27 protein-coding genes and 1 pseudogene are annotated in these 24,808 nt (G+C 65.7%); 17 read left to right on the forward strand and 11 right to left on the reverse strand.

Annotated features, from left to right (window positions below):
• Together V9L20_RS17850 and xseA are read right to left on the reverse strand one after the other, a co-directional pair.
• Positions 1-113 (reverse strand): annotated as a pseudogene (locus tag V9L20_RS17850) (superoxide dismutase [Fe]); the annotation flags it as partial.
• A 50-nt stretch (positions 114-163) separates the two neighbouring features.
• Entirely contained in the window at positions 164-1,474 is a 1,311-nt protein-coding gene (gene xseA / locus V9L20_RS17855; protein ID WP_337297616.1) for an exodeoxyribonuclease VII large subunit, read from the reverse strand.
• 313 nt (positions 1,475-1,787) lie between these two features.
• Here xseA and V9L20_RS17860 point away from each other — a divergent pair, with 313 nt between their 5' ends.
• The 6 genes from V9L20_RS17860 to adk all read left to right on the forward strand — a co-directional run bounded on the left by V9L20_RS17860 (position 1,788) and on the right by adk (position 5,645).
• Entirely contained in the window at positions 1,788-2,420 is a 633-nt protein-coding gene (locus tag V9L20_RS17860) for a MotA/TolQ/ExbB proton channel family protein (RefSeq protein ID WP_126749848.1), read from the forward strand.
• A gap of 52 nt (positions 2,421-2,472) precedes the next feature.
• Complete coding sequence (locus V9L20_RS17865) at positions 2,473-2,898, forward strand: ExbD/TolR family protein (RefSeq protein WP_258508452.1); 426 nt, start codon at positions 2,473-2,475, stop codon at positions 2,896-2,898.
• A complete protein-coding gene (gene lpxK, locus V9L20_RS17870) occupies positions 2,899-3,924 on the forward strand; it encodes a tetraacyldisaccharide 4'-kinase (RefSeq protein ID WP_337297617.1) in 1,026 nt (341 codons plus the stop codon). It begins immediately after the preceding gene.
• Positions 3,905-4,087 (forward strand): Trm112 family protein, encoded by a 183-nt coding sequence (locus tag V9L20_RS17875; RefSeq protein WP_013541700.1) that lies wholly within the window; start codon positions 3,905-3,907, stop codon positions 4,085-4,087. The genes lpxK and V9L20_RS17875 overlap by 20 nt, the downstream gene beginning before the upstream one ends.
• Positions 4,084-4,854, forward strand: coding sequence for a 3-deoxy-manno-octulosonate cytidylyltransferase (gene kdsB / locus V9L20_RS17880; protein WP_337297618.1), 771 nt, complete (start codon positions 4,084-4,086; stop codon positions 4,852-4,854). The genes V9L20_RS17875 and kdsB overlap by 4 nt, the downstream gene beginning before the upstream one ends.
• 134 nt (positions 4,855-4,988) lie before the next feature.
• Positions 4,989-5,645: an adenylate kinase gene (adk, locus tag V9L20_RS17885; protein WP_126749844.1), complete on the forward strand. Its 657-nt coding sequence runs from the start codon at positions 4,989-4,991 to the stop codon at positions 5,643-5,645.
• A 63-nt stretch (positions 5,646-5,708) separates the two neighbouring features.
• Here adk and V9L20_RS17890 read toward each other — a convergent pair whose 3' ends face one another.
• Entirely contained in the window at positions 5,709-6,695 is a 987-nt protein-coding gene (locus V9L20_RS17890; protein WP_337297619.1) for an asparaginase, read from the reverse strand.
• Between the two features lie 73 nt (positions 6,696-6,768).
• Between V9L20_RS17890 and lexA the strand changes: the two genes are divergently transcribed.
• The 9 genes from lexA (at position 6,769) to V9L20_RS17935 (ending at position 15,945) form a co-directional block, all read left to right on the forward strand.
• A complete protein-coding gene (gene lexA / locus V9L20_RS17895) occupies positions 6,769-7,443 on the forward strand; it encodes a transcriptional repressor LexA (protein WP_093023612.1) in 675 nt (224 codons plus the stop codon).
• 137 nt (positions 7,444-7,580) lie between these two features.
• Positions 7,581-7,955, forward strand: coding sequence for a hypothetical protein (locus tag V9L20_RS17900; protein WP_337297620.1), 375 nt, complete (start codon positions 7,581-7,583; stop codon positions 7,953-7,955).
• Positions 7,956-8,047: 92 nt separating this feature from the next.
• Positions 8,048-9,055, forward strand: coding sequence for a D-2-hydroxyacid dehydrogenase family protein (locus tag V9L20_RS17905; protein ID WP_126749840.1), 1,008 nt, complete (start codon positions 8,048-8,050; stop codon positions 9,053-9,055).
• 60 nt (positions 9,056-9,115) lie between these two features.
• Positions 9,116-10,273: an MFS transporter gene (locus V9L20_RS17910; protein ID WP_337297621.1), complete on the forward strand. Its 1,158-nt coding sequence runs from the start codon at positions 9,116-9,118 to the stop codon at positions 10,271-10,273.
• A gap of 130 nt (positions 10,274-10,403) precedes the next feature.
• On the forward strand, positions 10,404-11,924 hold the full coding sequence (locus V9L20_RS17915) for a 3-hydroxyacyl-CoA dehydrogenase (protein WP_337297622.1): 1,521 nt from the start codon (positions 10,404-10,406) through the stop codon (positions 11,922-11,924).
• A gap of 31 nt (positions 11,925-11,955) precedes the next feature.
• The gene (locus V9L20_RS17920) at positions 11,956-12,735 is read left to right on the forward strand and encodes an oxepin-CoA hydrolase, alternative type (RefSeq protein ID WP_337297623.1); all 780 of its coding nucleotides are present in this window, start codon (positions 11,956-11,958) and stop codon (positions 12,733-12,735) included.
• Positions 12,736-12,794: 59 nt separating this feature from the next.
• Positions 12,795-13,514 (forward strand): Crp/Fnr family transcriptional regulator, encoded by a 720-nt coding sequence (locus V9L20_RS17925; protein WP_126749836.1) that lies wholly within the window; start codon positions 12,795-12,797, stop codon positions 13,512-13,514.
• A 23-nt stretch (positions 13,515-13,537) separates the two neighbouring features.
• Positions 13,538-14,644: a phosphotransferase gene (locus V9L20_RS17930; protein ID WP_337297624.1), complete on the forward strand. Its 1,107-nt coding sequence runs from the start codon at positions 13,538-13,540 to the stop codon at positions 14,642-14,644.
• A 29-nt stretch (positions 14,645-14,673) separates the two neighbouring features.
• Positions 14,674-15,945 carry an acyl-CoA dehydrogenase family protein gene (locus V9L20_RS17935; protein ID WP_258506648.1) on the forward strand — a complete coding sequence of 424 codons (1,272 nt, stop codon included), beginning with the start codon at positions 14,674-14,676 and terminating at the stop codon, positions 15,943-15,945.
• Positions 15,946-16,024: 79 nt separating this feature from the next.
• On the opposite strand, the gene V9L20_RS17940 is transcribed toward V9L20_RS17935, so the two are convergent.
• The 5 genes from V9L20_RS17940 to V9L20_RS17960 all read right to left on the reverse strand — a co-directional run bounded on the left by V9L20_RS17940 (position 16,025) and on the right by V9L20_RS17960 (position 21,582).
• Entirely contained in the window at positions 16,025-16,504 is a 480-nt protein-coding gene (locus tag V9L20_RS17940) for a GNAT family N-acetyltransferase (RefSeq protein ID WP_337297702.1), read from the reverse strand.
• Between the two features lie 5 nt (positions 16,505-16,509).
• Positions 16,510-17,847, reverse strand: a complete 1,338-nt coding sequence (glmM, locus tag V9L20_RS17945; RefSeq protein ID WP_337297625.1) for a phosphoglucosamine mutase — start codon at positions 17,845-17,847, stop codon at positions 16,510-16,512.
• A complete protein-coding gene (folP, locus tag V9L20_RS17950; protein WP_337297626.1) occupies positions 17,844-18,743 on the reverse strand; it encodes a dihydropteroate synthase in 900 nt (299 codons plus the stop codon). Before folP ends, glmM begins: the two co-directional genes overlap by 4 nt.
• A gap of 63 nt (positions 18,744-18,806) precedes the next feature.
• Complete coding sequence (gene ftsH / locus V9L20_RS17955) at positions 18,807-20,723, reverse strand: ATP-dependent zinc metalloprotease FtsH (protein WP_126749832.1); 1,917 nt, start codon at positions 20,721-20,723, stop codon at positions 18,807-18,809.
• 190 nt (positions 20,724-20,913) lie between these two features.
• The gene (locus tag V9L20_RS17960) at positions 20,914-21,582 is read right to left on the reverse strand and encodes an RlmE family RNA methyltransferase (RefSeq protein ID WP_157614149.1); all 669 of its coding nucleotides are present in this window, start codon (positions 21,580-21,582) and stop codon (positions 20,914-20,916) included.
• A 90-nt stretch (positions 21,583-21,672) separates the two neighbouring features.
• On the opposite strand from V9L20_RS17960, the gene V9L20_RS17965 reads away from it, so the two are divergent.
• Complete coding sequence (locus V9L20_RS17965) at positions 21,673-22,152, forward strand: YhbY family RNA-binding protein (RefSeq protein ID WP_258506656.1); 480 nt, start codon at positions 21,673-21,675, stop codon at positions 22,150-22,152.
• 41 nt (positions 22,153-22,193) lie between these two features.
• Positions 22,194-22,913 carry a glycosyltransferase gene (locus V9L20_RS17970; protein ID WP_337297627.1) on the forward strand — a complete coding sequence of 240 codons (720 nt, stop codon included), beginning with the start codon at positions 22,194-22,196 and terminating at the stop codon, positions 22,911-22,913.
• Between the two features lie 45 nt (positions 22,914-22,958).
• Here the strand turns inward: V9L20_RS17970 and V9L20_RS17975 are convergent, their stop codons facing one another.
• From V9L20_RS17975 to V9L20_RS17985, 3 genes are all read right to left on the reverse strand, one after another.
• Positions 22,959-23,384 carry a DUF4149 domain-containing protein gene (locus tag V9L20_RS17975; RefSeq protein ID WP_337297628.1) on the reverse strand — a complete coding sequence of 142 codons (426 nt, stop codon included), beginning with the start codon at positions 23,382-23,384 and terminating at the stop codon, positions 22,959-22,961.
• Between the two features lie 10 nt (positions 23,385-23,394).
• Complete coding sequence (gene greA, locus V9L20_RS17980; protein ID WP_126749827.1) at positions 23,395-23,871, reverse strand: transcription elongation factor GreA; 477 nt, start codon at positions 23,869-23,871, stop codon at positions 23,395-23,397.
• A gap of 64 nt (positions 23,872-23,935) precedes the next feature.
• Positions 23,936-24,805 (reverse strand): Kdo hydroxylase family protein, encoded by an 870-nt coding sequence (locus V9L20_RS17985; RefSeq protein ID WP_337297629.1) that lies wholly within the window; start codon positions 24,803-24,805, stop codon positions 23,936-23,938.
• Positions 24,806-24,808 lie beyond the last annotated feature (3 nt).

A 24,808-nucleotide genomic window follows, 5' to 3' on the forward strand; every position in this document is an offset into this window, starting at 1 on the left:
TTCACCACGTAGGCGTTGTGGTGCTTGCCGTAGTGGTACTCGAGGGTTTCCTTCGAGTACTCGGGTGCCAGCGCGTCAAGCGCATATGGCAGGGGTGGGAGCACATGTTCCATGGTTTTTTCTCGTGGGTTGGTTGCGGGGAATAAAGGATTCTAGAAAGGAATTACGCACCCGGCGTCGGACGTGGTCCCGTCTCGCCGGGCGTGACGGTCAGGTCGACCGACCCATCGGCAAGCCGCGCAACCACGGCGTCGCCCGCCTTCAGTTTCTTTGCGCTGACGATGGCGCGGCCGTCGGGGCTGGTGAGCCAGGCATAGCCGCGCTGCAGCACCAGGGCCGGGTCGAGCAGACGGAGGCGCAAGGCCACGCGCTCGAGGCGCTCGCGCCGGTGCGCCAGCGCGCGCTCGAGCTTCAACGGGAAATCAGCCGAAATCGAGCGTGGCACCTGGGCAAGACGCTCGGCTCTCGATCGCAATGCGTAGTGCAGCCGCTGCGAATGGTGCGCCAACCGAAGCTGCTGGCGCGCCACGAGCGCCGAGGGACGGCCGAGTCGCGCCGCCGCCTGGTCGAGCCGCTGGCCCAGCGCGTCGAGTCGCGCACCCACCGCATCGCCGAGCCGCTCTTCCAGCAGGTCGATTGCACCGAGCCACATCGCCTGCGGAGCACTGACGAGTTCCGCCGCCGCGGTGGGCGTGGGCGCGCGCAGATCGGCGCAAAAGTCGGCAATGGTGAAGTCGGTTTCATGCCCCACGCCGCAGACCAGGGGCACGGGGCTCTGGACGATGGTGCGGGCCAGGGTTTCGTCATTGAAAGCCCAGAGATCCTCGATGGAGCCGCCGCCCCGCACCAGCAGGATCACGTCGACGGCCGGCTCCAAGACGTAGAGCGATTGCAGCGCACGAACGAGCTCGGCCGGCGCACCGGCGCCCTGCACCGCCGCCGGCGCCAAAACCACCGGAATATGCGGAACGCGGCGCCGCAGCGCCGTGACAACGTCGTGCAAGGCCGCCGCGCCGAGAGAGGTGACCAGGCCCACCGAGCGCGGCATGGTGGGCAGCGCCCGCTTGCGCGCGGCATCGAAAAGCCCTTCGGCTTCGAGCCGCGCCTTGCGCTGCAGGAACTGCTCGAACAAGGCCCCCTGCCCCGCGCGCTGCAGGCTTTCGACCACCAGTTGCAGATCGCCACGCGGTTCGTACACCGCCAAGCGCCCACGCACCTCGACCTGGTCACCGTCCCGCGGCGAAAAATCGAGCAGGCTGGCCGCGCGCCGGAACATCGCGCAGCGCAGCTGGCCGGACGCGTCCTTGAGCGCAAAGTAACAATGTCCACTTGAAGCGCGCGAAAAACCCGAGATTTCGCCGCGCACCGCGACCGGGTTGAACCGCGCGTCGAGCGCATCGGCAACCGCGCGGCACAACGCGCCGACAGCCCAGATCCGGGAGGCCGGTGTGGTATTCGGTTCACGCAAGTTCACAAATCGCACAAGTGGCCGGCAGCCACTCTTCCACAGTGAGCGGCCACCCACCGGCCGTGAGCCCCCGATGCGAAACAGGCGCACGGTTTGTCGTGCAAGCCGTTGATTTCATTAAAAAAAGTGCTGCTCAAAATTCAATCGATCTAATGGGAGGCCCGTCCCATGCGGGTCCGGAGCTGTTGCGCATCGGGTTAGTCACAAAGTTATCCACAGAATCTGTGCGTCTTTGCTTACATGCAAACAAGCCGCGTGGCGATGGTGGGCTCGGTGGATAATCGCCGCGCATTTGCAGTCTACGGGCCGGAGGATTTTCTTGTTTTCCATCATAGTTGCCGCGGGCTGGCCGATTTGGCCATTGCTCGCTTGTTCGGTCATCGCGCTCGCGCTGGTTATAGAACGTTTCACAAGCCTGAAGACCGTGAAGGTGCTTCCGCCCAAACTGCTCGACGAGGCCATGACCGTCTCCCACGGCGCGGTTCCGGGCCCGGACGTGGTGACCAAGCTCGAACGCAATTCGATGCTCGGCCAAGTGCTGGCCGCCGGGCTACGGGCACTCAACGCCAACCCGCGCTGCACCGAAGACGACCTGCGCGCAGCCATGGAAGCCTCGGGCCGTACCGTGGCGCACAAGCTGGAGCGCTACCTGCCCGCCCTGGCAACCATCGCGTCGGCGGCGCCGCTGCTCGGGCTCCTGGGCACGGTGATCGGCATGATCGAGATCTTCGGCTCGCAGTCGCCCGGAAGCGGCGCGGTGGGTTCGGGCAACCCGGCGCAGCTGGCGCACGGTATTTCGATTGCGCTCTACAACACGGCCTTCGGCCTGATCGTGGCCATTCCGACGCTGATCTTCTGGCGCTATTTCCGTAGCCGGGTCGACGAATACCTGTTGAACCTGGAACTCTCCGGCGAGCGCTTTGCGCGCCACCTGAACGCGCTGCGGAAATGATGGCTCCCCTGCCTGTCACTGCCATCGGAGACCTGGCATGAGCCGAGGCCGCATGCATTTCCGCCATGGGGCGCGCGACGAGCCCGAGATCAACCTGATCCCGTTCATCGACGTGCTGCTGGTGGTGCTCATCTTCCTGATGCTGTCGACCACCTACAGCAAGTTCACGGAGATGCAACTGCGCCTGCCGACGGCGGATGTCGATTCGCAGCGCGACTACCCCAAGGAAGTGATCGTGGCGGTGTCCGCGGACGGCCGCTACTCGATCAACAAGACGCCCGTGGCCGACCGCAACGTGGCAACTGTGGCCGCAGCCCTCGGTGCGGCAGCCACGGGCGGCAAGGACAGCGTGGTCATCATCAGCGCCGACGCCAGCAGCCCGCACCAGGCCGTGATCACGGTCATGGAAGCGGCGCGCCGCGCGGGGCTGGTGCAGATCACCTTCGCAGCCCAGTCGACGGCGCAAGCAGGACGCTGAGTGCCGCCCCACGGCCGCAGCAGCAGTACCGGCGCACCGGCCTCCCAGCTGCAGCGCGCCTGGCTGCAGCGCGGTGTGCTGGCCTGCCTGCTGTGGCCTCTGTCGCTTCTTTATGCGGCGCTTTTTGCGGTGCGGCGCTGGTTCTACCGGCTCGGCTGGCTGAAAACCGAGCGCGTACCGGTGCCCGTGATCGTGGTCGGCAACGTCATCGCGGGCGGCGCCGGCAAGACGCCGGTCGTGATGGCCGTGGTTCGGCATCTGCAGGCTCGCGGTTTGCAGGTTGGTGTGATCTCGCGCGGCTACGGCCGCCGCACCGGCGACTGCCGTGAGGTGCTGGACGAAAGCGATCCGCAAGACGTCGGCGACGAGCCGGCGCTGATCCGCCATGCCACCGGCGCGCCCGTTTTCGTGGCGCGGCGCCGCGCCGAAGCCGCGCAGGCCCTGCTGGCCCGGCACCCGACGACGCAAGTCATCGTGAGCGACGACGGGCTGCAGCACCTGGCGCTTGGGCGCGACATCGAGATTTGCGTGTTCGACGACCGCGGAATCGGCAATGGCTGGCGGCTGCCCGCCGGCCCCTTGCGCGAGCCTTGGCCGCGCCGGTGCGACCTGGTGCTTCACAGCGGCGAGCGGCCGGCATTCGGCGGCGGCTACACCGCCACTCGCGCACTGGCGCAGGACGCCGTGGCGAGCGACGGCAAACGCGTGCCGCTGAGCACCCTCACCGGCAAGGCGGTGATCGCGCTCGCGGCCATTGCACGGCCCGAGGCGTTTTTCGAAATGCTGCGGGCGCGCGGCCTGACGCTGGCCGAGACGATCGCGCTGCCCGACCACTTCGATTTCGATGGCTGGCAAGCCCCTTCCGGCGCCGGACACCTGCTGCTCTGCACCGAAAAAGACGCGGTCAAGCTGTGGCGCAAAGCTCCCGGCGCGCTTGCCGTGCCGCTGCAGTTTGCACCCGCGCCGGAATTCTTCGCCGCGCTCGACGCAAAGCTATCATCGCTCGATGGATACCAAGCTGCTTGAACTGCTCGTCTGCCCCGTCACCAAGGGCCCGCTGACCTGGAACGCCGAAAAGCAGGAGCTCTGCTCGCGCAGCGCCCGCCTCGCCTATCCGGTGCGCGACGGGATTCCGGTGCTGCTCGAGAACGAGGCGCGCACGCTGTCCGACGAAGAGCTGGGGCTGTGAGCTTTACCGTTCTGGTGCCGGCGCGCCTGGCTTCGACCAGGCTACCCAACAAACCGCTGGCGGACATCGCCGGCCTGCCCATGGTGGTGCGCGTGGCACAGCGCGCGAGCCAATCGACCGCGCTGCGGGTGGTGGTTGCCGCGGACGACCTTTCCATCGTCACAGCCTGCAAGCAGCACGGCGTGGAGGCCATCCTCACGCGCCAGGACCATCCGAGCGGCACCGACCGCCTTGCCGAGGCCTGCGAACAACTCGCACTCGACGGCGACGACATCGTCGTCAATGTGCAAGGCGACGAGCCGCTGATCGACCCTGCGTTGATCGACGCTGTTGCGTCGGCGCTCGCCCTTCGTCCGGAAGCCGCCATGAGTACCGCGGCCCATGAGATCGATTCGCTCGACGACTTCCTGAACCCGAACGTGGTGAAGGCGGTGCTCGATGCGCAAGGCAACGCGCTGTACTTCAGCCGCGCCCCCGTTCCGTGGTGGCGTGACGGCGCCGTCAACCGCGTGCCGACGGCGCTGCCCAGTCCGGCTCCGCTGCGCCACATCGGCATCTACGGGTATCGCGCGGGTTTCGTGCGCCAATTCCCTTCCTTGCCGCCGGCTCCGGTCGAGGCGACCGAGGCGCTGGAGCAACTGCGAGCGCTCTGGCACGGGCATCGCATCGCTGTGCATGTCACCCACGCGGCTCCCGGACCGGGCATCGACACTCCAGAAGACCTGGCCCGCGTGCGCGCACTGTTCGCAGCCAAGCCGACACCCTGAAGCGTGCGCCACAGGGTGGCTGTAACGGAAATTCTTCACGCTCACGCATGCTATCCTCGACGCAATTCCGCCTTGCACGGCTCCCGGGCCGGCGCTTGGCGCGACACAAGATCTAAGAACCGTCCGAGGACACCATGAGACTAATTTTGCTGGGCGCGCCCGGGGCGGGCAAAGGCACGCAAGCGGCCTTCATTTGCCAGAAGTACGGCATTCCTCAAATTTCGACCGGCGACATGCTGCGCGCAGCCGTCAAGGCCGGCACACCGCTCGGCCAGCAAGCCAAGGCGGTCATGGAATCGGGTGGCCTGGTGAGCGACGACCTCATCATCAACCTCGTGAAGGAACGCATCGCGCAACCCGATTGCGCCGACGGCTTCCTGTTCGACGGCTTCCCGCGCACCATTCCGCAGGCGGACGCGATGAAGGCAGCGGGCGTCAAGCTCGACTACGTGCTCGAAATCGACGTGCCCTTCAGCGACATCATCGAACGCATGAGCGGCCGCCGCTCGCACCCCGCATCGGGCCGCATCTATCACGTGAAGTTCAATCCGCCGAAGGTCGAGGGCAAGGACGACATCACGGGCGAAGAACTGATCCAGCGCAAGGACGACGAGGAAGAAACCGTGCGCAAGCGGCTCGAGGTGTACAGCCAGCAGACGCGTCCGCTGGTCGACTACTACTCGGCCTGGGCCAAGGCCGATCCGGCCTCGGCGCCTAAATACCGCGCCATCAAGGGCGTCGGCACGGTCGAAGAGATCACCCAGCGCGCACTGGCTGCACTGAGCAACTGAAGTTCAGCAGGCAGGCGGGTTGCCATGGCAGCTTGCGCGCCTGCCCGCTTGTGCCCGCGGCCCTCAGGCGGCTGTTCCGATCAGTTCCAGCATCAACGCGATCCGTGCCTTGACCGGCGTCAAAGCACCGGCATCGCGCAGCTTGTCATCAGGCCTCGGAAGAATGCGCCCGCTCGCGCAACGTGTGGCGCGCAGCACGGCGACGCCCGCATCCTGCGCGCGAAGCGCGGCAGCCTCCAGCGCATGGTGCACCGTGCCGTTGCCAGTTGCGGCCAGCACCAGCCCGCGCATCGGCTCGGCGACGACGCCCATCGCCCGCTCCTGAAGCAGCAAGTCGACGATGGCGCCGGTCGCACCGGCGTGGCTGGTGAGGATTTCGACCCTCGGCCATTGCATCGCCGCGCCTTCGCCGGCTTCGAGAAGCTTCGAGCGCGCCGGCGACTCAGGCCAGTCCCGCACCCGCCGTACCGCCCCCTCCTCCACATAGCCCACCGGACCGGCATCGCCCGAAGCAAACGCATCCTGCCGATAGGTGTGCACCTTCTGCACATCGAAGGCACTGTGGATTGCGCCTGCGCAGACCACCGTCACACCTCGGGCGGCCGGCGTGGCTGCCACCGCGATGGCGTCGCGCACGTTCTGCGGGCCATCGGGCGAAAGCGAACTGGCCGGGCGCATGGCGCAGGTCAGCACCACGGGCTTGCCGGGCGCAAGCACGGCCTGAAGAAAGAAGGCGGTTTCCTCGAGCGTGTCGGTACCGTGCGTGATCACCACGCCGGCCACATCGGCCTCGGCCAGCCAGAAAGCGCAACGCCGGGCGAGCTGCAGCCAGACGTCGGGTTCCATGTCCTTGCTGTCGAGCTGCGCCACCTGCTCGGCCGCAAGCGCCAGGCCTTCGGGCGCCTCGATGCCGCCGAGCAGGTCTGCCACGCCCACTTGCCCGGCGGTGTAGCCGATGTTGTCGCCACCGCTGGCGGCACGGCCCGCAATGGTGCCGCCCGTTCCCAGAACCACAATGCGCCGCAGGCTCGGCGAGAGCGAATTAACCATGGCTTGCCAACTTTTAAAAACTGGTTAAAAATACAGGTACTGGATATCTAGCCAGTGCCGCAAGGAACAACATATGCAGTTCGCCGTGAAGCTTACCGCCCGCCAGCAGCAAATCCTGGACTTGATCCAGAGCGCCATCGCACGCACCGGCGCTCCGCCCACGCGGGCAGAAATCGCCAATGAGCTGGGCTTCAAGTCGGCCAACGCGGCCGAAGAGCACCTGCAGGCGCTGGCCCGCAAGGGCGTCATCGAACTCGTCAGCGGCACCTCGCGCGGCATCCGGCTCAAGGGCGATGCGCTGCGTTCGCTCAACGAGTCGCGCAACAACCAGTTCTCGCTTTCGCTGCCCGGCATGGCGCAATTGGCACTGCCTCTCATCGGCCGTGTGGCGGCGGGTTCGCCCATCCTCGCGCAAGAACATGTCGACCAGACCTATTACGTCGAGAACACGCTGTTCCAGCGCCAGCCCGACTACCTGCTGAAGGTGCGCGGCATGTCCATGCGCGACGCCGGCATCATGGACGGCGACCTGCTGGCGGTGCAAGCCACCAAGGAAGCCCGCAACGGCCAGATCGTGGTGGCCCGCCTCGGCGACGAAGTCACGGTCAAGCGCCTCAAGCGCAACAAGCAGGTCATCGAGCTGCACGCCGAAAACCCCGACTACCCGACCATCGTGGTCCAGCCCGGCGAGCCGTTCGAAATCGAAGGCCTGGCGGTCGGCCTCATTCGCAACACCATGCTGATGTAGGCCCTGCGGCCTGCCGAAAGCAGCACCCATCCGGTCGCAACAGGTGGCGGGCGTATGGCGCTAAGTCGCCATCACCCTGTTGCGCCCGATCAAAGAAATCCTGCCTGTGTTCAACCTCAGACTTTTTTGGAGTTCACATGGGAATCGCCCTCCTCGCCATCGTTGATTTGTGGATGCCGCTGCAATCGCTCGCAAGCCGGCTGCTGCCGGCCCGTCGCCCGCGCCGCCACGACAGCAGCAGTGCTTCCGCAGGCTTGCGCTACGTCGCGGTCCGGCCGTCATGCACGGCCCGGACCCATGGTCCAGCCGCCTCGGCTGATGCGGCTCCCGCACCCGCACGGCCTCTGCGCGTCATTCGCGTGGTGGACGGCCTCCAGGGCGAAAAGCGCAGCACCAACCGCATGGTGATTTCCGGCCGCATGGCCGACGTTTGCGCCGAACTCGACCGCCTGGCGGCACTCGAGGCCATGGAAGCCGTGAGCACCGCGCCCGCTTCCACACGCCTGCATTGAGGCCATGCACCCCCCGGTGACCATTGCCCGGGGCGGGTATCCAAACGTTCACACGCGCGTCATGCCAATGCTGCGAGGCACAATGGCACGCCATGAACATTGTGATCCTCGACGATTACCAGGACGCCGTGCGCAAGCTGCGCTGCGCCACCAAGCTGGACGCGTACGCGGCCAAGGTCTACACCAACACGGTCAAGGGCATTGGTCAACTGTCAATCCGCCTGAAGGACGCCGACGTGATCGTGCTGATCCGCGAGCGCACCCATATCTCGCGCCAGCTGATCGAAAAGCTGCCCAAGCTCAAGCTCATTTCGCAGACGGGGCGCGTGGGCAACCATATCGACGTCACAGCGTGTACCGAACGGGGTGTGGCTGTGGCCGAGGGCACCGGCTCTCCCCAAGCGCCCGCCGAACTCACCTGGGCGCTGATCATGGCGGCCATGCGGCGCTTGCCGCAGTACATCAGCAACCTCAAGCACGGCGCGTGGCAGCAATCGGGGCTCAAGTCGGCTTCGATGCCGCCCAACTTCGGTCTGGGCTCGGTGCTCAAGGGCAAAACCCTCTGCATCTGGGGCTACGGCCGCATCGGCCAGCTGGTGGCGCGCTACGGCCAAGCCTTCGGCATGCAGGTCGTCATCTGGGGCCGCGAGGCAAGCTGCGCCAAGGCCCGGTCCGACGGCTTCCAGGTGGCGCAGAACCGGCACGAGTTCTTTGCCGCGGCCGATGTGCTGTCGGTGCACCTGCGGCTGAACGAAGAAACCATGGGCCTGGTCACGCTCGAAGACCTTTCGCGCATGAAGCCGACGGCGCTCTTCGTCAACACATCGCGCGCGGAACTGGTCGAACCCGATGCCCTGCTGGCAGCGCTCAACCGCGGCCGTCCGGGCCTGGCGGCGGTCGACGTGTTCGAGAGCGAGCCGCCGCTGCAGGGGCACGCGCTCCTGCGCCTCGAAAACTGCATCTGCACACCGCATATCGGCTACGTGGAGCAAGACAGCTACGAGAGCTATTTCGGGCAGGCCTTCGACAACGTGGTGAGCTTCATCAAGGGCAACCCCACCAACATCGTGAATCCGGGCGCGCTGCAGGTTCGCCGGTGATTTCATGAGCCGCCGGGCCGCCCCAAGGCGAGTACCGCAGCCGAAGGCGAAGGTCCTTCAGTGAACCGGCCTTCGCCCCGGGGCGCGCTCTGGGCGCTGCTGGCCGGCAATTTCGTGATCGGCACGGGCGTGATGGTGGTGCCCGGCACGCTCAATGAAATCAGCACGTCGCTGGCGGTTACCGTGGCTACCGCGGGCCAGCTGATCACTGTTGCCGCGGTTGTGATGTGCCTCGGCGCACCATTGCTGGCGGCCGTGGTCGCGGGCTGGGACCGGCGCCAGCTGCTGGCCCTCACCCTTGTCTGGTATGCCGCCGGGCACATCGTTGCGGCGTTGATGCCGAGCTTTGGCGCCCTGCTGCCGGTGCGCATGCTCACCGTGGTGGCTCCGGCCATCTTCACGCCGCAGGCCGCGGCCTGCGCGGGCATGCTGGTGCCGCCGGAACAGCGCGGGCGGGCCGTGACCTTCGTCTTCCTCGGCTGGTCGATGGCCTCGGTGCTGGGCCTGCCGCTCGGCGCGCTGATTGGCGGCCACCTGGGCTGGCGCATGGCTTTCACGGCGGTCGCAGTGCTCAGCATCGTGAGCGCGGTGTCGATCTGGCTGACGCTTCCGCGCGGCATCCGCCCCGCGGCGCTCACGGCAGCCGCGTGGTCACGCGTGCTCCGCAGCCCGGTGCTGATGGGCATTGTCTCGGTCACGGCGCTGCAGGGCGCCGGGCAGTTCGTCCTGTTCAGCTATTTCGGCCCCATCCTCAAGCAGGACTTCGGCGCGGACCCCACCACGCTGAGCCTGATGTGGGCCCTGTTCGGCGTTTTCGGGCTGCTGGGCAACATGCTGGTGAGCCGCTTCATCGACCGCGTGGGCGCGGGCCGCATGGTGCTCCTGACGAGTTCGCTGATCGCGCTCAGTCTCTTCCTCTGGCCGTGGGCAGGCACGCTCCCCTGGCTTGCGGCCGTTCTCGTGCCGTGGGGCCTGGGGTGCTTTGCCACCAATTCGGCGCAGCAGGCGCGGCTGGTGGGCCTGGCGCCTGCTCTTGCCCCGGGCTCGGTGGCCCTCAACAGCTCGGGCATCTACATCGGCCAGGCCGTGGGCGCCGGGCTGGGCGGATGGCTGCTCGCCAATGATGCGGTGGCATGGATGAACTGGGTCGGCCTCGCGCTGCTGCTGCTGGCCATCGGCCTGAGCGTGGCCATCGATCGCAGCCGCCGCACAGCCTGACAGCGCAGCCCCGCGTAAAACCCGGGAAGCCGCCGCGCCCGGTGGCTGCAAAATCGAAGGCTGTGCAAGCTCCGCGCCCCCGCCTGCAATCAGGCCCGGATACACCTCAACCAGCGAAAATCTTCTTCCAATGACAGTGAACTACACCCGGATCGGCGTCGTCGGCGCTGGCGCCATGGGCCGAGGCATCGCCCAGATCGCCGCGCAAGCGGGCAGCGAAGTGCTGCTGCTCGACAGTTTTGAAGGTGCCGCGGAGCGCGGGCGCGAAGCCCTCGCGGCGCAATGGAACAAGCTGCACGAAAAGGGCAAGATCGATGCCACGGCGCGCGATGCGCAAATCGCCCGCGTCAAGGCGGTCGATTCCGTGGCAGCCCTGGCCGCATGCGATCTCGTGATCGAAGCGGTGGTCGAAGACATCGAGGTCAAGCGCTCGTTGTTCCGTGAGCTCGAATCGGTTGTTGCACCTACGGCCACGCTCGTGACCAACACCTCGTCGCTTTCGGTCACGGCCATTGCGGCCGGGCTCAAGCACCCGGAGCGCGTGGCGGGCTTTCACTTCTTCAACCCGGTGCCGCTGATGAAGGTGGTCGAGGTGGTGGCGGGCTTCAAGACGTCCGCCGAGGTCTGCAAGCAGCTGGCCGGCTATGCGGTGCAGATGGGCCACAGCGCCGTGCAGGCGCAAGACACCCCCGGTTTCATCGTCAATCACGCCGGCCGCGGCTACGGCACCGAGGCACTGCGCATCGTGGGCGAAGGCGTGGCCGACTTCGCCACCATCGACCGCATCCTGAAGGACCAGGCCGGTTTTCGCCTTGGCCCGTTCGAGCTGATGGACCTGACGGCGCTCGACGTGTCGCATCCAGTGATGGAATCGATCTATCGCCAGTACTACGAAGAGCCCCGCTTCCGCCCCAGCGTGATCACCGCGCAGCGGCTGGCCGCAGGCGTGCTCGGCCGCAAGACCAATGAAGGTTTCTACAACTACAACGACGGCGTGATGCAGCAGCCTGCCGAAGCCGCGCCTCCCACCGTGGCAGCGCTGCCTCCGGTGTGGGTTTCGCCGCGTGCCGCGCGCCGCGCCGAGCTGCTGCGGCTGGTGAATACGCTGGGCGCCCAGATCGACAGCGGTGCCACCGCCGCGCCCACTTCGCTCATCCTGGTGGCGCCGCTGGGCTTCGACGTGACCACAGTGGCCGCGGTCGAGCGCCTGGACGCGACGCGCACCGTCGGCATCGACATGCTGATCGACGATGCCGCCACCAAGCGCCGCGTGCTCGCCACCAACCCGGCCACGCGGCGCGACATCCGCGATGCGGCGCACGCCCTTTTTGCGCGCGACGGCAAGGCCGTGAGCGTGATCCGCGACAGCGGCGGCTTCGTCACGCAGCGCGTGATCGGCACCATCGTGAACATCGCCTCCGACATGTGCCAGCAGCGCGTGTGCTCGCCGGCCGATCTTGAAACGGCCGTACAGCTGGGCCTTGGCTATCCGCGTGGCCCGCTGGCCATGGGCAACCTGTACGGGCCGACCAACATGCTCGAGGTGCTGTTCAACCTGCAGACCGTCTACGGCGATCCGCGCTATCGCCCGAGCCCGTGGCTGCGCCGCCGCGGTGCAATCGGCCTGAGCCTGCTGCACGAAGAAGAATAAATAAACGAAACACCCAGAAAGCACGACAGCGATGACCGCCGAACTCAAGAGCACCAGCGAAGGACGCACCATGGTGCTGACGATCGCCAACCCGACCCAGCGCAACGCACTGGGCCCCGAGATCTACGCTGCAGGCATCGAGGCGCTCAACGGCGCCGAAAGCAGCGACGAGATCCGCAGCGTCGTCATCGTGGGCGAAGGCGCGTGGTTCTGCGCCGGCGGCTCGCTGCAGCGGCTGTCCGACAATCGCCAGCGCGACCCTTCGGTGCAGGCCGAAAGCATCGAGGGCCTGCACAACTGGATCGACTCCATCCGCACCTTTCCAAAGCCGATCATTGCGGCGGTCGAAGGTGCGGCGGCCGGCGCGGGCTTTTCGCTGGCGCTGGCCTGCGACTTCGTGGTGGCTGCACGCGATGCGATTTTTGCGGCGTCGTACAGCAATGTGGCGCTCTCGCCCGACGGCGGCCTGAGCTGGCACTTGGGCCAGGCGTTGCCGCGCCAGCTGGCCAGCGAATGGCTGATGGCCGGCGAGCGCATCGGCGCACCGCGGCTGCATGCGCTGGGGCTGGTCAACGAGCTGAGCGAAAACGGCCAGGCGCTCGCAAGCGCGCTGGCGCTTGCGGCCAAGCTCAATGCCCGCGCACCGAACTCGCTGGCCAGCATCAAGGAGCTGCTCAGCGAGGCGCGCGGCGCCACCTTTGCGTCGCAGCTCTCGCAGGAGCGCGATCACTTCGTTCGCAACCTTCACCATCCGAATGCCGGCATCGGCATTGCCGCTTTTCTCGATAAGAAGCCGCCGCAGTACGAATAGCGGCACGACGTCACTCCCGTGACACCCTTCAGCCTTTCAGTCGCCGACAGGACAGACCAATGGACGACCCCATTCTTACCATCGAAGAACGTGAAGCGATCAACAGTGGTCGCTGGTTTTCTTCTCTCTCTCCATCGCTACGGCACGACATTCTTCGATGTGCTTTTGTCAAACGCTACAAGGACGGCGACCTGATCGCCGCCCGCGGCGATCCGCCCGATCACTGGATTGCCTGCGCCAAGGGCGCGGTGCGCGTGAGCTCGACGGCCGTGTCGGGCAAGCAGGTGACGCTGACCTATGTGGAGCCAGGCATCTGGTTCGGGGACGTGGCGATGTTCGACGGGGACCGGCGCACGCACGATGCCTACGCGCACGGCGACACCACGGTGCTCTGCGTAGCGCGGGCCGACTTTCAGAAAATCCTGGCGACGCACGTGGAGCTGTACGAAGCGCTGATGCGGCTGCAGGCGCGCCGTATCCGCACGCTGTTCGGGCTGGTGGAAGACCTCAACACCCTGCCCTTGCGCGCACGGCTGGCCAAGCAGCTTATTCACCTGGTGCGCAGCTACGGCGTGCCCAACCTGGAAGACGGCAGCCAGACGCGCATCGGCCTGCAGCTGGCGCAGGAAGAACTCGCGCAGCTGCTCGGCGCCTCGCGCCAGCGCGTCAACCAGGAACTCAAGACCATGGAGCGCGAGGGCACCATCCGGATCGAGCCGGGCGGGCTGGTCGTGCTGGATCGCGCGGCCCTGATGCGTGTCTCCGAAGCTGAGACCTGAGAAAACCAAAAAGAGACTGAGACATGAGCCAGGACTTCTCGAACTTCATCGGCACCCGCGCCGTTTCGCAGCAGCATGCATTCGACATCGAAGCGCTTGCAGCCTGGCTCACGAAGAACCTCGACGGCTTCAAGGGCCCGCTCACCGTCGAAATGTTCAAGGGCGGGCAATCGAACCCCACCTACAAGCTGGTGACGCCCACGCAGAGCTACGTGATGCGCGCCAAGCCCGGCCCCGTTGCCAAGCTGTTGCCCTCGGCCCATGCGGTCGAGCGCGAGTTCAAGGTCATGAGTGGTCTTGCCGGCACCGATGTGCCCGTGCCGCGCATGCACTGCCTGTGCGAGGACGAATCCATCATCGGCCGTGCCTTCTACGTGATGGAGTTCATGCAAGGCCGCGTGCTCTGGGACCAGTCGCTGCCCGGCTTCACCAACACCGAGCGCGCGGCCTACTACGACGAGATGAACCGCGTCATCGCGGCGCTGCACACCGTGAAGTTTGCCGAGCGCGGCCTCGCCGACTACGGCAAACCGGGCAACTATTTCGAGCGCCAGATCGGCCGCTGGAGCAAGCAATACAAGGCCTCGACCGATGGCGCCGGCGAACTGTCGCAGCCGATCGACGCCATGGAACGCCTGATCGACTGGCTACCCGCCCACATGCCGGCCAGCGCACGCGACGAGAGCAAGGTCTCGATCGTGCATGGCGACTACCGTCTCGACAACGTGATGTTCCACGCCACGGAGCCGCGAATCATCGCGGTGCTCGACTGGGAGCTCTCCACGCTGGGCCACCCGCTGGCGGACTTCAGCTACCACTGCATGTCCTGGCACATGCCTCCCACCACCGGCCGCGGCATCGGCGGCGTGGATGTCAAGGCGCTGGGCATTCCCACCGAAAGCGAATACATCCGCCGCTACTGCGAGCGCACGCGCATCAGCACGCCTGAGGCGCTGGCGCCCGACTGGAACTTCTACCAGGCCTACAACCTGTTCCGCATGGCCGCGATCCTGCAAGGCATTGCCAAGCGGGTCGAGGCCGGTACCGCGTCGAGCGAGCAAGCCGTGGCCTCCGCCCGCGGCGCGCGACCGATGGCCGAGATGGCCTGGCAGTTTGCCCAAAAGGCGTAACCAGCCCCAAAACCCCACCAGGAGACAGCATGGATTTCGAATATTCGGCCAAGACCAAGGAATTGCAGAAACGCGTCACCGCGTTCATGGACGAGCACATCTACCCGGCCGAAGCCGAGTACGCCGCCGAGCTGGCCGCCAACACGGCCGCGGGCAAGCGCTGGACCGCGCTCAAGACCGTCGAGAAGATCAAGGCCAAGGCCAAGGCCCAGGGACTGTGGAACCTGTTCCTGCCGGTCGACAGCGCCTCCGCCTCGGGCTATGAAGGCGCGGGCCTCACCAACCAGGAATACGCACCCCTGGCCGAGATCATGGGCCGCGTGCAATGGGCGTCCGAGGCTTTCAACTGCTCGGCGCCGGACACCGGCAACATGGAAACCATTGCCCGCTACGGCTCGGAGGCCATCAAGGCACGCTGGCTCAAGCCGCTGCTCGAAGGCGAGATCCGCTCGGCCTTCGCCATGACCGAACCTGACGTGGCCTCCAGCGATGCCACCAACATCTCGACCCGCATCGAGCGCCAGGGCGACGAGTACGTGATCAACGGCCACAAGTGGTGGATTTCAGGCGCCGCCGACCCACGCTGCGCCGTCTTCATCACCATGGGCAAGAGCGACCCCGATGCGCCACGGCATTCACAGCAGAGCATGGTGATCGTGCCGGCCGATGCCAAGGGCATTCGCATCGTGCGCCCCCTCAACGTCATGGGCTACGACGATGCGCCGCACGGCCACGTCGAGATGTACTTCGAGAACGTGCGCGTGCCGGTCGACAACATCCTGCTGGGCGAAGGCCGCGGCTTTGAAATTGCCCAAGGCCGCCTTGGCCCCGGACGCATTCATCACTGCATGCGCCTGATCGGCCTGGCAGAGCGTGCGCTCGAGCTGATGTGCAAGCGCGCTTCTTCGCGCGTGGCGTTCGGCAAGACGGTCGCTTCGCAGACCGTGACACAAGAGCGCATTGCCGAGGCACGCTGCAAGATCGACATGGCGCGCCTGCTCACGCTCAAGGCCGCCTGGCTGATGGACGTGGCCGGCAACAAGGTTGCGAAGAACGAGATCGCGATGATCAAGGTGGTGGCGCCGAGCATGGCCTGCCAGGTGATCGACTGGGCCATGCAGGTGCATGGCGGCGGCGGCATGTGCGACGACTTTCCGCTGGCCTACGCCTACGCCGGCGCGCGCACGCTGCGCTTTGCGGACGGCCCGGACGAAGTGCACCGCAATGCAATTGCAAAGTGGGAGCTGGGCAAGTACGCGCCCGGCAAGACCGAAGCCGAGGCACCCGTCACGCGCTTCTGATCTGCATTTACCCCTCTCCCTCCGGGAGAGGGTTGGGGTGAGGGCCGACGGCGACCAGTTCGCCTCGGCCTTTTCTTTTTCAGAGCTTCTTCTGCAAAAACACCGCGTGCCCGAACGCCGGATCGAGCTGATAGCCGCTGAATCCTTCACGCTCGTAGCTCCGCAGCGCCGATGCATTGCCAGACAGCACTTCCAGCGTGAGCTTGCAGGCACCGCGCGCACGGGCCTCCTGCTCCACCCGTTCGAACATGCGTTGCGCAACCCGCCGGCCGCGATGGCTGGGCAGCACGACGACGTCGTGCACATTGACCAGCGGCTTGCACGCAAAGGTCGAAAAACCTTCGATGCAGTTGATGAGCCCCACGGGCTGCGTAGCGTCGTAAGCCAGCACGCTGAAGGCCTGCGGCCGCGCTGCCAACGCAGCGGGCAAGCCGGCGCGCACCTCGGCCTCGAGCGGCGTGCCGCCGCCGGCTGGGTCCTGCGCATAAGCATCGAGCAAATCGACCAGCGCGGCCGAATGCGCGGGATTGCCGTAGTCCACCAGCACGACTTCGATCATCGCCGTCACTGTGCGGGCTCGAGCGTCGCGGCAAGGCGTTTGGCGCAAGACTCCGCCTGCTTCGCGTCGCGTGCCTCGACCATCACGCGCACCAGCGGCTCGGTGCCGCTCGCACGGATCAGCACGCGGCCGCCGTCGCCAAGTTCGGCCTCGATACGCTGCGTTTCGCTGGCCAGCGCCTTGTTGCTCTTCCAATCCTGTCCGGGCGTGAGCCGAACATTGATGAGGGTCTGCGGAAACAGCGTGATGTCCGCCAGCAGTTGCGCCACCGTCTTGCCGCTGCGCACGCAGGCTTGCAGCACCTGAAGCGCGCTCACAATGCCGTCGCCGGTGGTGTGGCGGTCGAGCGCCAGCAAGTGGCCGGAGCCTTCGCCGCCGAGCAGCCAGCCGCGCTTGTCGAGCTCTTCGAGCACGTACCGGTCGCCCACCTTGGCGCGCACGAATTCGATGCCCTGGTTGCGCAGCGCGACCTCGACGGCCTTGTTGGTCATGAGGGTGCCGACCACGCCGACGGGCTTTTCTCCGCGCGCAATGCGCTCGGCCACCATGAGGTAGAGCAGTTCGTCGCCGTTGAAAAGGCGTCCGCTCGCGTCGACAAGTTGCAGCCGGTCGGCGTCGCCGTCGAGCGCAATGCCGTAGTCGGCCTTTTGTGACGTCACGGCCTCCACCAAGGCGGCCGGGTGGGTCGCGCCAAAGCCCTTGTTGATGTTGAGCCCGTCCGGCGCGCAGCCGATGCTGGTGACCTCGGCCCCCAGCTCATGGAACACATTCGGCGCCACCTGGTAGGCCGCGCCATGCGCCGCATCGATCACGAGCTTCATGTCGCGCAGCGTCAGGTCGTTGGCGAAGGTACTCTTGCAGAACTCGATGTAGCGGCCGGGCGCGTCGTTGAGGCGGCGCGCCTTGCCGAGTTCTGCCGAGGTTGCCCACACGGGTGCCTCTTCGAGCGCGGCCTCCACCGCGAGCTCCCATTCGTCGTCGAGCTTGCTGCCGTGGGCGTTGAAAAACTTGATGCCGTTGTCGGGGTAGGCGTTGTGGCTCGCGCTGATCACCACGCCCAGGCTCGCGCGCTGCGCGCGCGTGAGGTAGGCCACGCCCGGCGTGGGCAGCGGGCCCAGCAACACCACGTCGACACCGGCAGAGTTGAAGCCCGATTCCAGCGCCGATTCAAGCATGTAGCCCGAAATGCGCGTGTCCTTGCCAATCAGCACTGTCGGGCGCGACTGGCTCTTCTTGAGCACGCGGCCCACTGCATGCGCAAGGCGCAAGACGAAATCAGGAGTGATAGGCGACTGGCCGACCGTGCCGCGGATGCCGTCGGTGCCAAAGTATTTACGGGTCATGAGGTTTGTTCTTGTTGTCGATTGTTTGAAGCTGGTGCACCCGCCTGCGGCTCTTCGGCCTTCATGGCCCGCCACACGGCGAGTGCGGCCACGGTGTCGCGCACGTCATGCACCCGCACGATGGCCGCGCCGCGGTCCACCGCGAGCATTGCCGCCGTCACGCTGGGCACCAGGCGCTCGGCCGCGGCCGGAATGCCGCTGACGGTGCCGATCGAAGATTTGCGCGACCAGCCCAGCAGCAGCGGATAACCGGCCTCGAGCAATTCACGCTGGCGTGCCAGCAGGGCAAAATTTTGCGCCACCGTCTTGCCGAAACCAATACCGGGGTCCAAGGTGATTCGCGACGGATCGACGTTCAGCAAACGAAGTTGCGCCACTTGCTCGGCCCAGAACGCCAGCACCTGGGAGAGCACGTCGCCCTGCATGGGCGCGGTCTGCATGGTTTGCGGATCCCGGTGCATGTGCATCAGGCAAACGCCGCACGAAGGATGCGCCGCCACGGCTTCGCGTGCACCGGGCTGCCGCAGCGCCCAGACGTCGTTGACGATATCGGCGCCGAGATCGAGCACCGCGCGCATGACCTCAGGCTTATAGGTGTCGATGGAAAGAGGCACGCGCAGCTTGACCGCCTCGCGCACCACCGGCAGCACGCGCGCCAGTTCGGCATCGAGCGGCACGGCCGGGCTGCCGGGCCGGGTCGACTCGCCACCAATGTCGAGGATGTCGGCGCCCTCTTTCAGCAACTGTTCGCAATGCTGCAGCGCGGCAGAGGTGGAGGCATGCGCCCCGCCGTCGGAAAACGAATCGGGGGTGACGTTGACGATGCCCATCACGCGCGGCTGCGCGAGATCGATGGCGAATCGTGCGGTCTGCCAGGTCGACGAAGCTGCCGTCATGGGGCACCTTCGCTATGAAAAACGGGGCCAAGGGCCCCGTTGTTGTGTGAAGCCGGATGCACTTCAGGCAGCTGTCGGTGCCGGATCCGGATTGACAGCCGGCGTACCGCCGCTGCCGCCGCTGCCCGAGGGCGGAATGCGCGGCGTCCAGTCCTTGGGCGGACGCGGTGCTCGGCCGGCCATGATGTCGTCAAGCTGTTCGCTGTCGATGGTTTCCCACTCGAGCAGGGCCTTGGCCATGGCGTGCATCTTGTCGCTGTTTTCCTCGATGAGGCGGCGCGCCAGAGCGTACTGCTCGTCGATGATGCGGCGGACTTCGGCATCGACCTTTTCCATGGTCTGCTCGCTCATGTTCGTGGTCTTGGTGACCGAGCGGCCCAGGAACACTTCGCCTTCGTTCTCGGCATAGACCATCGGGCCGAGCGCATCGGTCATGCCGTAGCGCGTGACCATGTCGCGGGCAATGGAGGTCGCGCGCTCGAAGTCGTTGCTGGCGCCGGTGGTCATCTGGTGCATGAACACTTCTTCGGCGATTCGGCCGCCGAACAGCATGCTGATCTGGTTCAGCATGTATTCGCGGTCATAGCTGTAGCGGTCTTGCGCCGGCAGGCTCATGGTCACGCCAAGGGCGCGGCCACGCGGAATGATGGTGACCTTGTGGACAGGGTCGCACTTGGGCAGCAGCTTGCCGATGAGGGCGTGGCCGGACTCGTGGTACGCCGTGTTGCGGCGCTCTTCCTCGGGCATGACCATGCTCTTGCGCTCGGGGCCCATGAAGATCTTGTCCTTGGCCTTCTCGAAGTCTTGCATTTCGACGACGCGCGCATTGCGGCGCGCAGCCATCAGGGCAGCTTCGTTGCACAGGTTGGCCAGGTCGGCGCCGGACATGCCGGGCGTACCGCGCGCGATCACGCTCGGGTTCACGTCCTGGCCGAGCGGCACCTTGCGCATGTGCACGCCTAGGATCTGCTCGCGGCCGCGGATGTCGGGCAGCGTCACGTACACCTGACGGTCGAAACGGCCGGGGCGCAGCAGCGCGGCGTCAAGAATGTCGGGGCGGTTGGTTGCAGCCACCACGATCACGCCGAGATTGGTTTCGAAACCGTCCATCTCGACCAGCATCTGGTTCAGGGTTTGTTCGCGCTCGTCGTTACCGCCACCCAGGCCGGCGCCGCGCTGGCGGCCCACCGCATCGATTTCGTCGATGAAGATGATGCAAGGAGCGTTCTTCTTGGCGTTCTCGAACATGTCGCGCACACGGGCCGCGCCCACGCCGACGAACATTTCAACGAAGTCGGAGCCCGAGATCGAGAAGAACGGCACCTTGGCTTCGCCGGCGATCGACTTGGCGAGCAAGGTCTTGCCGGTACCCGGAGGGCCGACCAGCAGCAGGCCGCGCGGAATGCGGCCGCCGAGCTTCTGGAAGCGCTGCGGGTCTTTCAGGAAGTCGACCACTTCACGGACTTCTTCCTTGGCCTCGTCGCAGCCTGCGACGTCGGCAAAAGTGACCGTGTTGTTGTTCTCGTCCATCATGCGGGCCTTGCTCTTGCCGAAGCTGAACGCCCCGCCCTTGCCGCCACCCTGCATCTGGCGCATGAAATAGATCCAGACGCCGATCAGGAGCAGCATCGGGCCCCAACTCACCAGGAGCGTCATGAGGAGCGAGCCCTCTTCGCGCGGCTTGACGTCGAACTTGACGTTGTGGTCGATCAGGTCGCCCACCAGGCCGCGGTCGAGCACCGTGGCCGTCGTGCGGATCTTGCGATCGTCGTTGGTGACGGCGATGATTTCTCCGCCGCCCGCGCCTTCAGGAATGACGGCGCTCTTGATCTGGTTGTTTCGGACCTGATCCAGGAATTCCGAATAACTCACCGTCCCCGAGCCGACGCCGCCGCGGGTGTCGAACTGCTTGAATACAGTGAACAACACCATGGCAATGACGAGCCATACGGCAACTTTGGAAAACCACTGATTGTTCAAACGAAGCTCCAGTCGAAAGCGCGTGACAAGATTGTGAAAAGAACGCGCTGTGGGTACGCAATTGCGCCCCATTTTAGGCTTTTCAAGCTACGAAAAGCCGGCATTTCCCTAATGCAGCCATAGCCTCCGAAGGGTTTGCCCCCCATTGACACCCTTGGCGGCCCGTTCAAGGGGTTGCAGCGTCAAGGTATCAAAGCGTTTCCTGAGCCTTCAGACCCATGCCGACCAAAAAGGTTTCGGACGATTTGTCGCGCGAGGCCTTGGGTTTGAAGGGCTTCACGGTGCGAAAATTCGCCTTGAACAGCTTTACCAGCTCGTCGTAGCCGCTGCCATGGAAGAGCTTGGCCACCAGCGCCCCTTCGGGCTTCAGGTGGTGCTGGGCGAAGTCGATTGCAAGCTCGATCAGGTGCGCAACCCGGGCGGCGTCGGCCGAGTGAATGCCCGAGAGGTTGGGCGCCATGTCCGAAACCACCAGGTCGGCCTTGCGGCCCGCCAGCACACCCAGCACCTGCTCCAGCAGCTCCGCCTCGCGGAAATCGCCTTGCAGGAAGGTCACGCCCTCGATGGGCTCCATCGGCAGGATGTCCAGTGCAATGATCGTGCCGTTCAATTCCCCGGCTGCGGCGCCGTCCGGCGACATGCGCCGCCGCAGGTACTGGCTCCAGGCGCCGGGCGTGGAACCCAGGTCGACCACCAGTTGGCCCGGTTTGACCAACCCCAGCGACTCGTCGATTTCCTTGAGCTTGTAGGCGGCGCGTGCGCGGTACCCCTCCCGCGTGGCCAGCTTCACGTACGGATCGTTGATGTGGTCGTGCAGCCACGCCTTGTTGACTTTTTTGCTTTTTGCCTTGGTGCTCATGGGTGGCCTCTCGTGCTTCGCGCTGCGGTATTCGCCTTGGAAGCGGCCCGGCGTTTCGAGAGGTTGCTTTCTACCCTCGATAATACGGGGATGCCCGCCATTCAACTTACCCCTGCCGAGCGCAAGGTGCACCGCGCCGAAGCTCACCACCTGGATCCGATCGTCATGGTCGGTGGAGACGGGCTGACCCCTGCCGTTAAAAAAGAGGCCGATGCGGCGCTCAAGGCCCACGGCCTGATCAAGATCCGCGTCTTTTCCGACGACCGCCTGGCGCGCGACGCCATGCTGCAGGAACTCGCCGATGAACTCGACGCGGCGCCCATCCAGCACATCGGCAAGCTGCTGGTGTTGTGGCGCCCCAAGCCCGAGAAGGAGCGCGTGGTCGACGAAGACCGCATGCCCGGCCCGCGCGACATCAAGGTGCTGAAGTACAGCAAGCGCGGCGGCCAGCGCCCCGAAATCAAGACCCTGCGCGTGCTCGGCAACCAGCGGCTCACCCCCGGCGGCACCATCAAGCGCGCCAAGGCGAAGCGGCCGCTTTCGGCCAAGAAGCGTAACCAGGCAGACTGAACTTGGTGCCAGCGCAAGGCGCCCAGCGCCATATCCTCTGCATGAAGTGGGGCACGAAATACGGCCCCGAATACGTCAACCGCCTCTACGCCATGGTGCGCCGCAACCTGAGCGGCGACTTCAAGTTCGTGTGCCTGACGGACGACGGCACCGGCATTCGCCCCGAAGTGACGTGCCTGCCGATTCCTCCACTCAACCTGCAGCTGGCGCCGGGCCAGCGCGACGGCGCATGGAAGAAGCTCACCACCTTCGAAAAAGACCTGCACGGCCTGCGCGGCACCGCCCTCTTCCTAGACGTGGACGTGGTGATCGTCGGCAGCCTCGATGCATTCTTCGAGCATCCCGGCGAGTTCCTGATCATTCACGACTACGCGCGCCCCTGGCGGCGACAGCGGATCACCGGCAATTCGTCGGTCTACCGCTTTGAACTCGGTGCCCATGCCGACGTGCTGGCGTACTTTCGCGACAACATGGACAAGGTGCAGGCCGAGTACCGCAACGAGCAGACCTACCTGTCCGCCATGATGCACAAGCAGGGCAAGCTGGGCTATTGGCCCGCGGCCTGGTGCCCGAGCTTCAAGTACCACGGCATACCCACCTGGCCGACCAACTACTGGGAAGAGCCCTTCGTGCCCGAAGGCGCGCGCATCATGGTGTTCCACGGCGAATGCAATCCGCCGGATGCGCTGGCGGGTCGCCGCAACCGGACTTTCCGCTACATCCGGCGGGCAAACTGGATCGCGAAGTTCTGGAAGGAATGAGCTGAACGGACAGGGGCGGCCGAGCGGCAGCGCCGCCGCCGGTCCTCAGCTTGCGGCGGAAGCCTTGGCAGCGCCCATGCGCCACAGCAGCGTACCCGCGCACAGCCACTGAACCAGGTACATGCCGCTTCCCACGGCGTGCCAGAGCTTCAGGTTGTCGCGCGCAAGAATCCGGGGTGCCACGGCGTATTGCTGGAGCAGTGCCAGCAGCAAGGCACCCAGTATCAGGAAGATGGCGGTCATCGACGCGTTGTCGATGCGGTCGTCCATCTTGGTCCTGAAATGAACCAGCAGCAGCAGGCCGCAGCCGATGGCGATCCAGCTCTGCGCCTCGAACAATTGCCCTGCGAAATTGCCCGCCACGGCGGGGTTGCCGAGCCGTGCGAAAAGCATCGGCACGACCAGAAAGCCGATCGTCGTGAGGCTGCCCCACCAGAAGGCGGCGAGCAACAGCGCGAGGCGGTCTTTCATCGGGCGTGAATCAGATGTAGCGAACCGCCACGATCTCGTAGCGCTTGAGGCCGCCCGGGGCCTGCACCTCGGCGACGTCGCCCTCTTCCTTGCCGATGAGCGCACGCGCGATCGGGCTGGAGATATTGATGAGTCCGAGCTTCAGGTCGGCTTCGTCCTCGCCGACGATCTGGTACTTGACCGCTTCGCCGGTTTCTTCTTCCTCGAGTTCCACCGTGGAGCCGAACACCACCTTGCCGCCGGCGTCGAGTTCGGCCGGATCGATGATCTGCGCGGCCGACAGCTTGCCTTCGACTTCCTGGATGCGGCCTTCGATGAAGCCCTGGCGGTCCTTGGCGACCTCGTACTCGGCGTTTTCGCTCAGGTCGCCCTGCGCGCGGGCTTCGGAAATCGCGTTGATGACCCAGGGGCGGTCCACGGTCTTGAGCTGATGCAGCTCGGCGCGCAGCTTTTCGGCACCGCGCTTGGTAATTGGAATGGTGGCCATGTTTGGTTCTCCATAAAGCGAAACCGCCGAACGCTGCCGTTCGGCGGTCGATTGGGGGAAAGGATCAGACGAGTGTGCGTCCGGTCAGCCGGCTCAGGATGGCGAGCGGGCTCGAATCCGGATTGTATTGCTTCGACGCAGCCAGATGAAGGGTCTGCTCGAGCATGTACTGGCCCGCCATGACGGCGTGCGAGGTCTGGTCGGAAAAGCAAACCCACACCGAACCCGGCGGAAATTCGGCCTTCTCCTGCGGCGAATTTTCCTGGTAGGCCATGTCCGATTTCATGCCGTCGTGCAGCTGCAGCATCAGGTGGTCGTATTCGCTGCGGAACGACTTGGTCACATGCAGCGCCTGCAGCAGCTTCGCCTGCCAGCGCACATAGGGTTTGGCGCGCGGCAGAAAGCGCTTGGCGATGTCCTCGAAAGGTTCGCCCACGCGCCACACGCGCGGCGCGCCTTCAGGGTTCACGTTGGTGAACACCCGAAGGATGCGCTCGCCATAGTTGGGCCGCGAAGGAAACGCATCGACGTGCAATCGCCGGTCGTCGGCGCGCCACGATTGCACGCGCGTCTCGACCTGTGCCGGCCGGTAGCTGGTCGGCGCGAGCCGCAAGGCTGGCGTGTAGTGCGGCAGCAGGCCATGGATGAGTTGCTGCGCCTGCGCGCGAAACCGCCCCACCATTGCCGTGGCCTTGCGCTGCACTTCCTCGTCCCCGACAGCGCCCTTGAGCTTGCCGTTGGCGTCGAGGCTGATGTTGCGCACGTCGGGCGACAGCAGGCTCGGCGTGAGCAGGCTGCGCTCTTCGGGCAGCAGCTCGAAGCCCAGGCGCGGAAAGTACAGCACCTTGCCCGCTTCCAGTTCGGCGATCCATGCCTCGTTGGGCGTGGCCGCGTTCCAGTCCGCGAGGTCGAGTTCGACGAGCTGCGTTTCCATGGC

Source organism: Variovorax sp. CCNWLW225, assembly GCF_037204045.1.
Lineage (GTDB): Bacteria > Pseudomonadota > Gammaproteobacteria > Burkholderiales > Burkholderiaceae_C > Variovorax.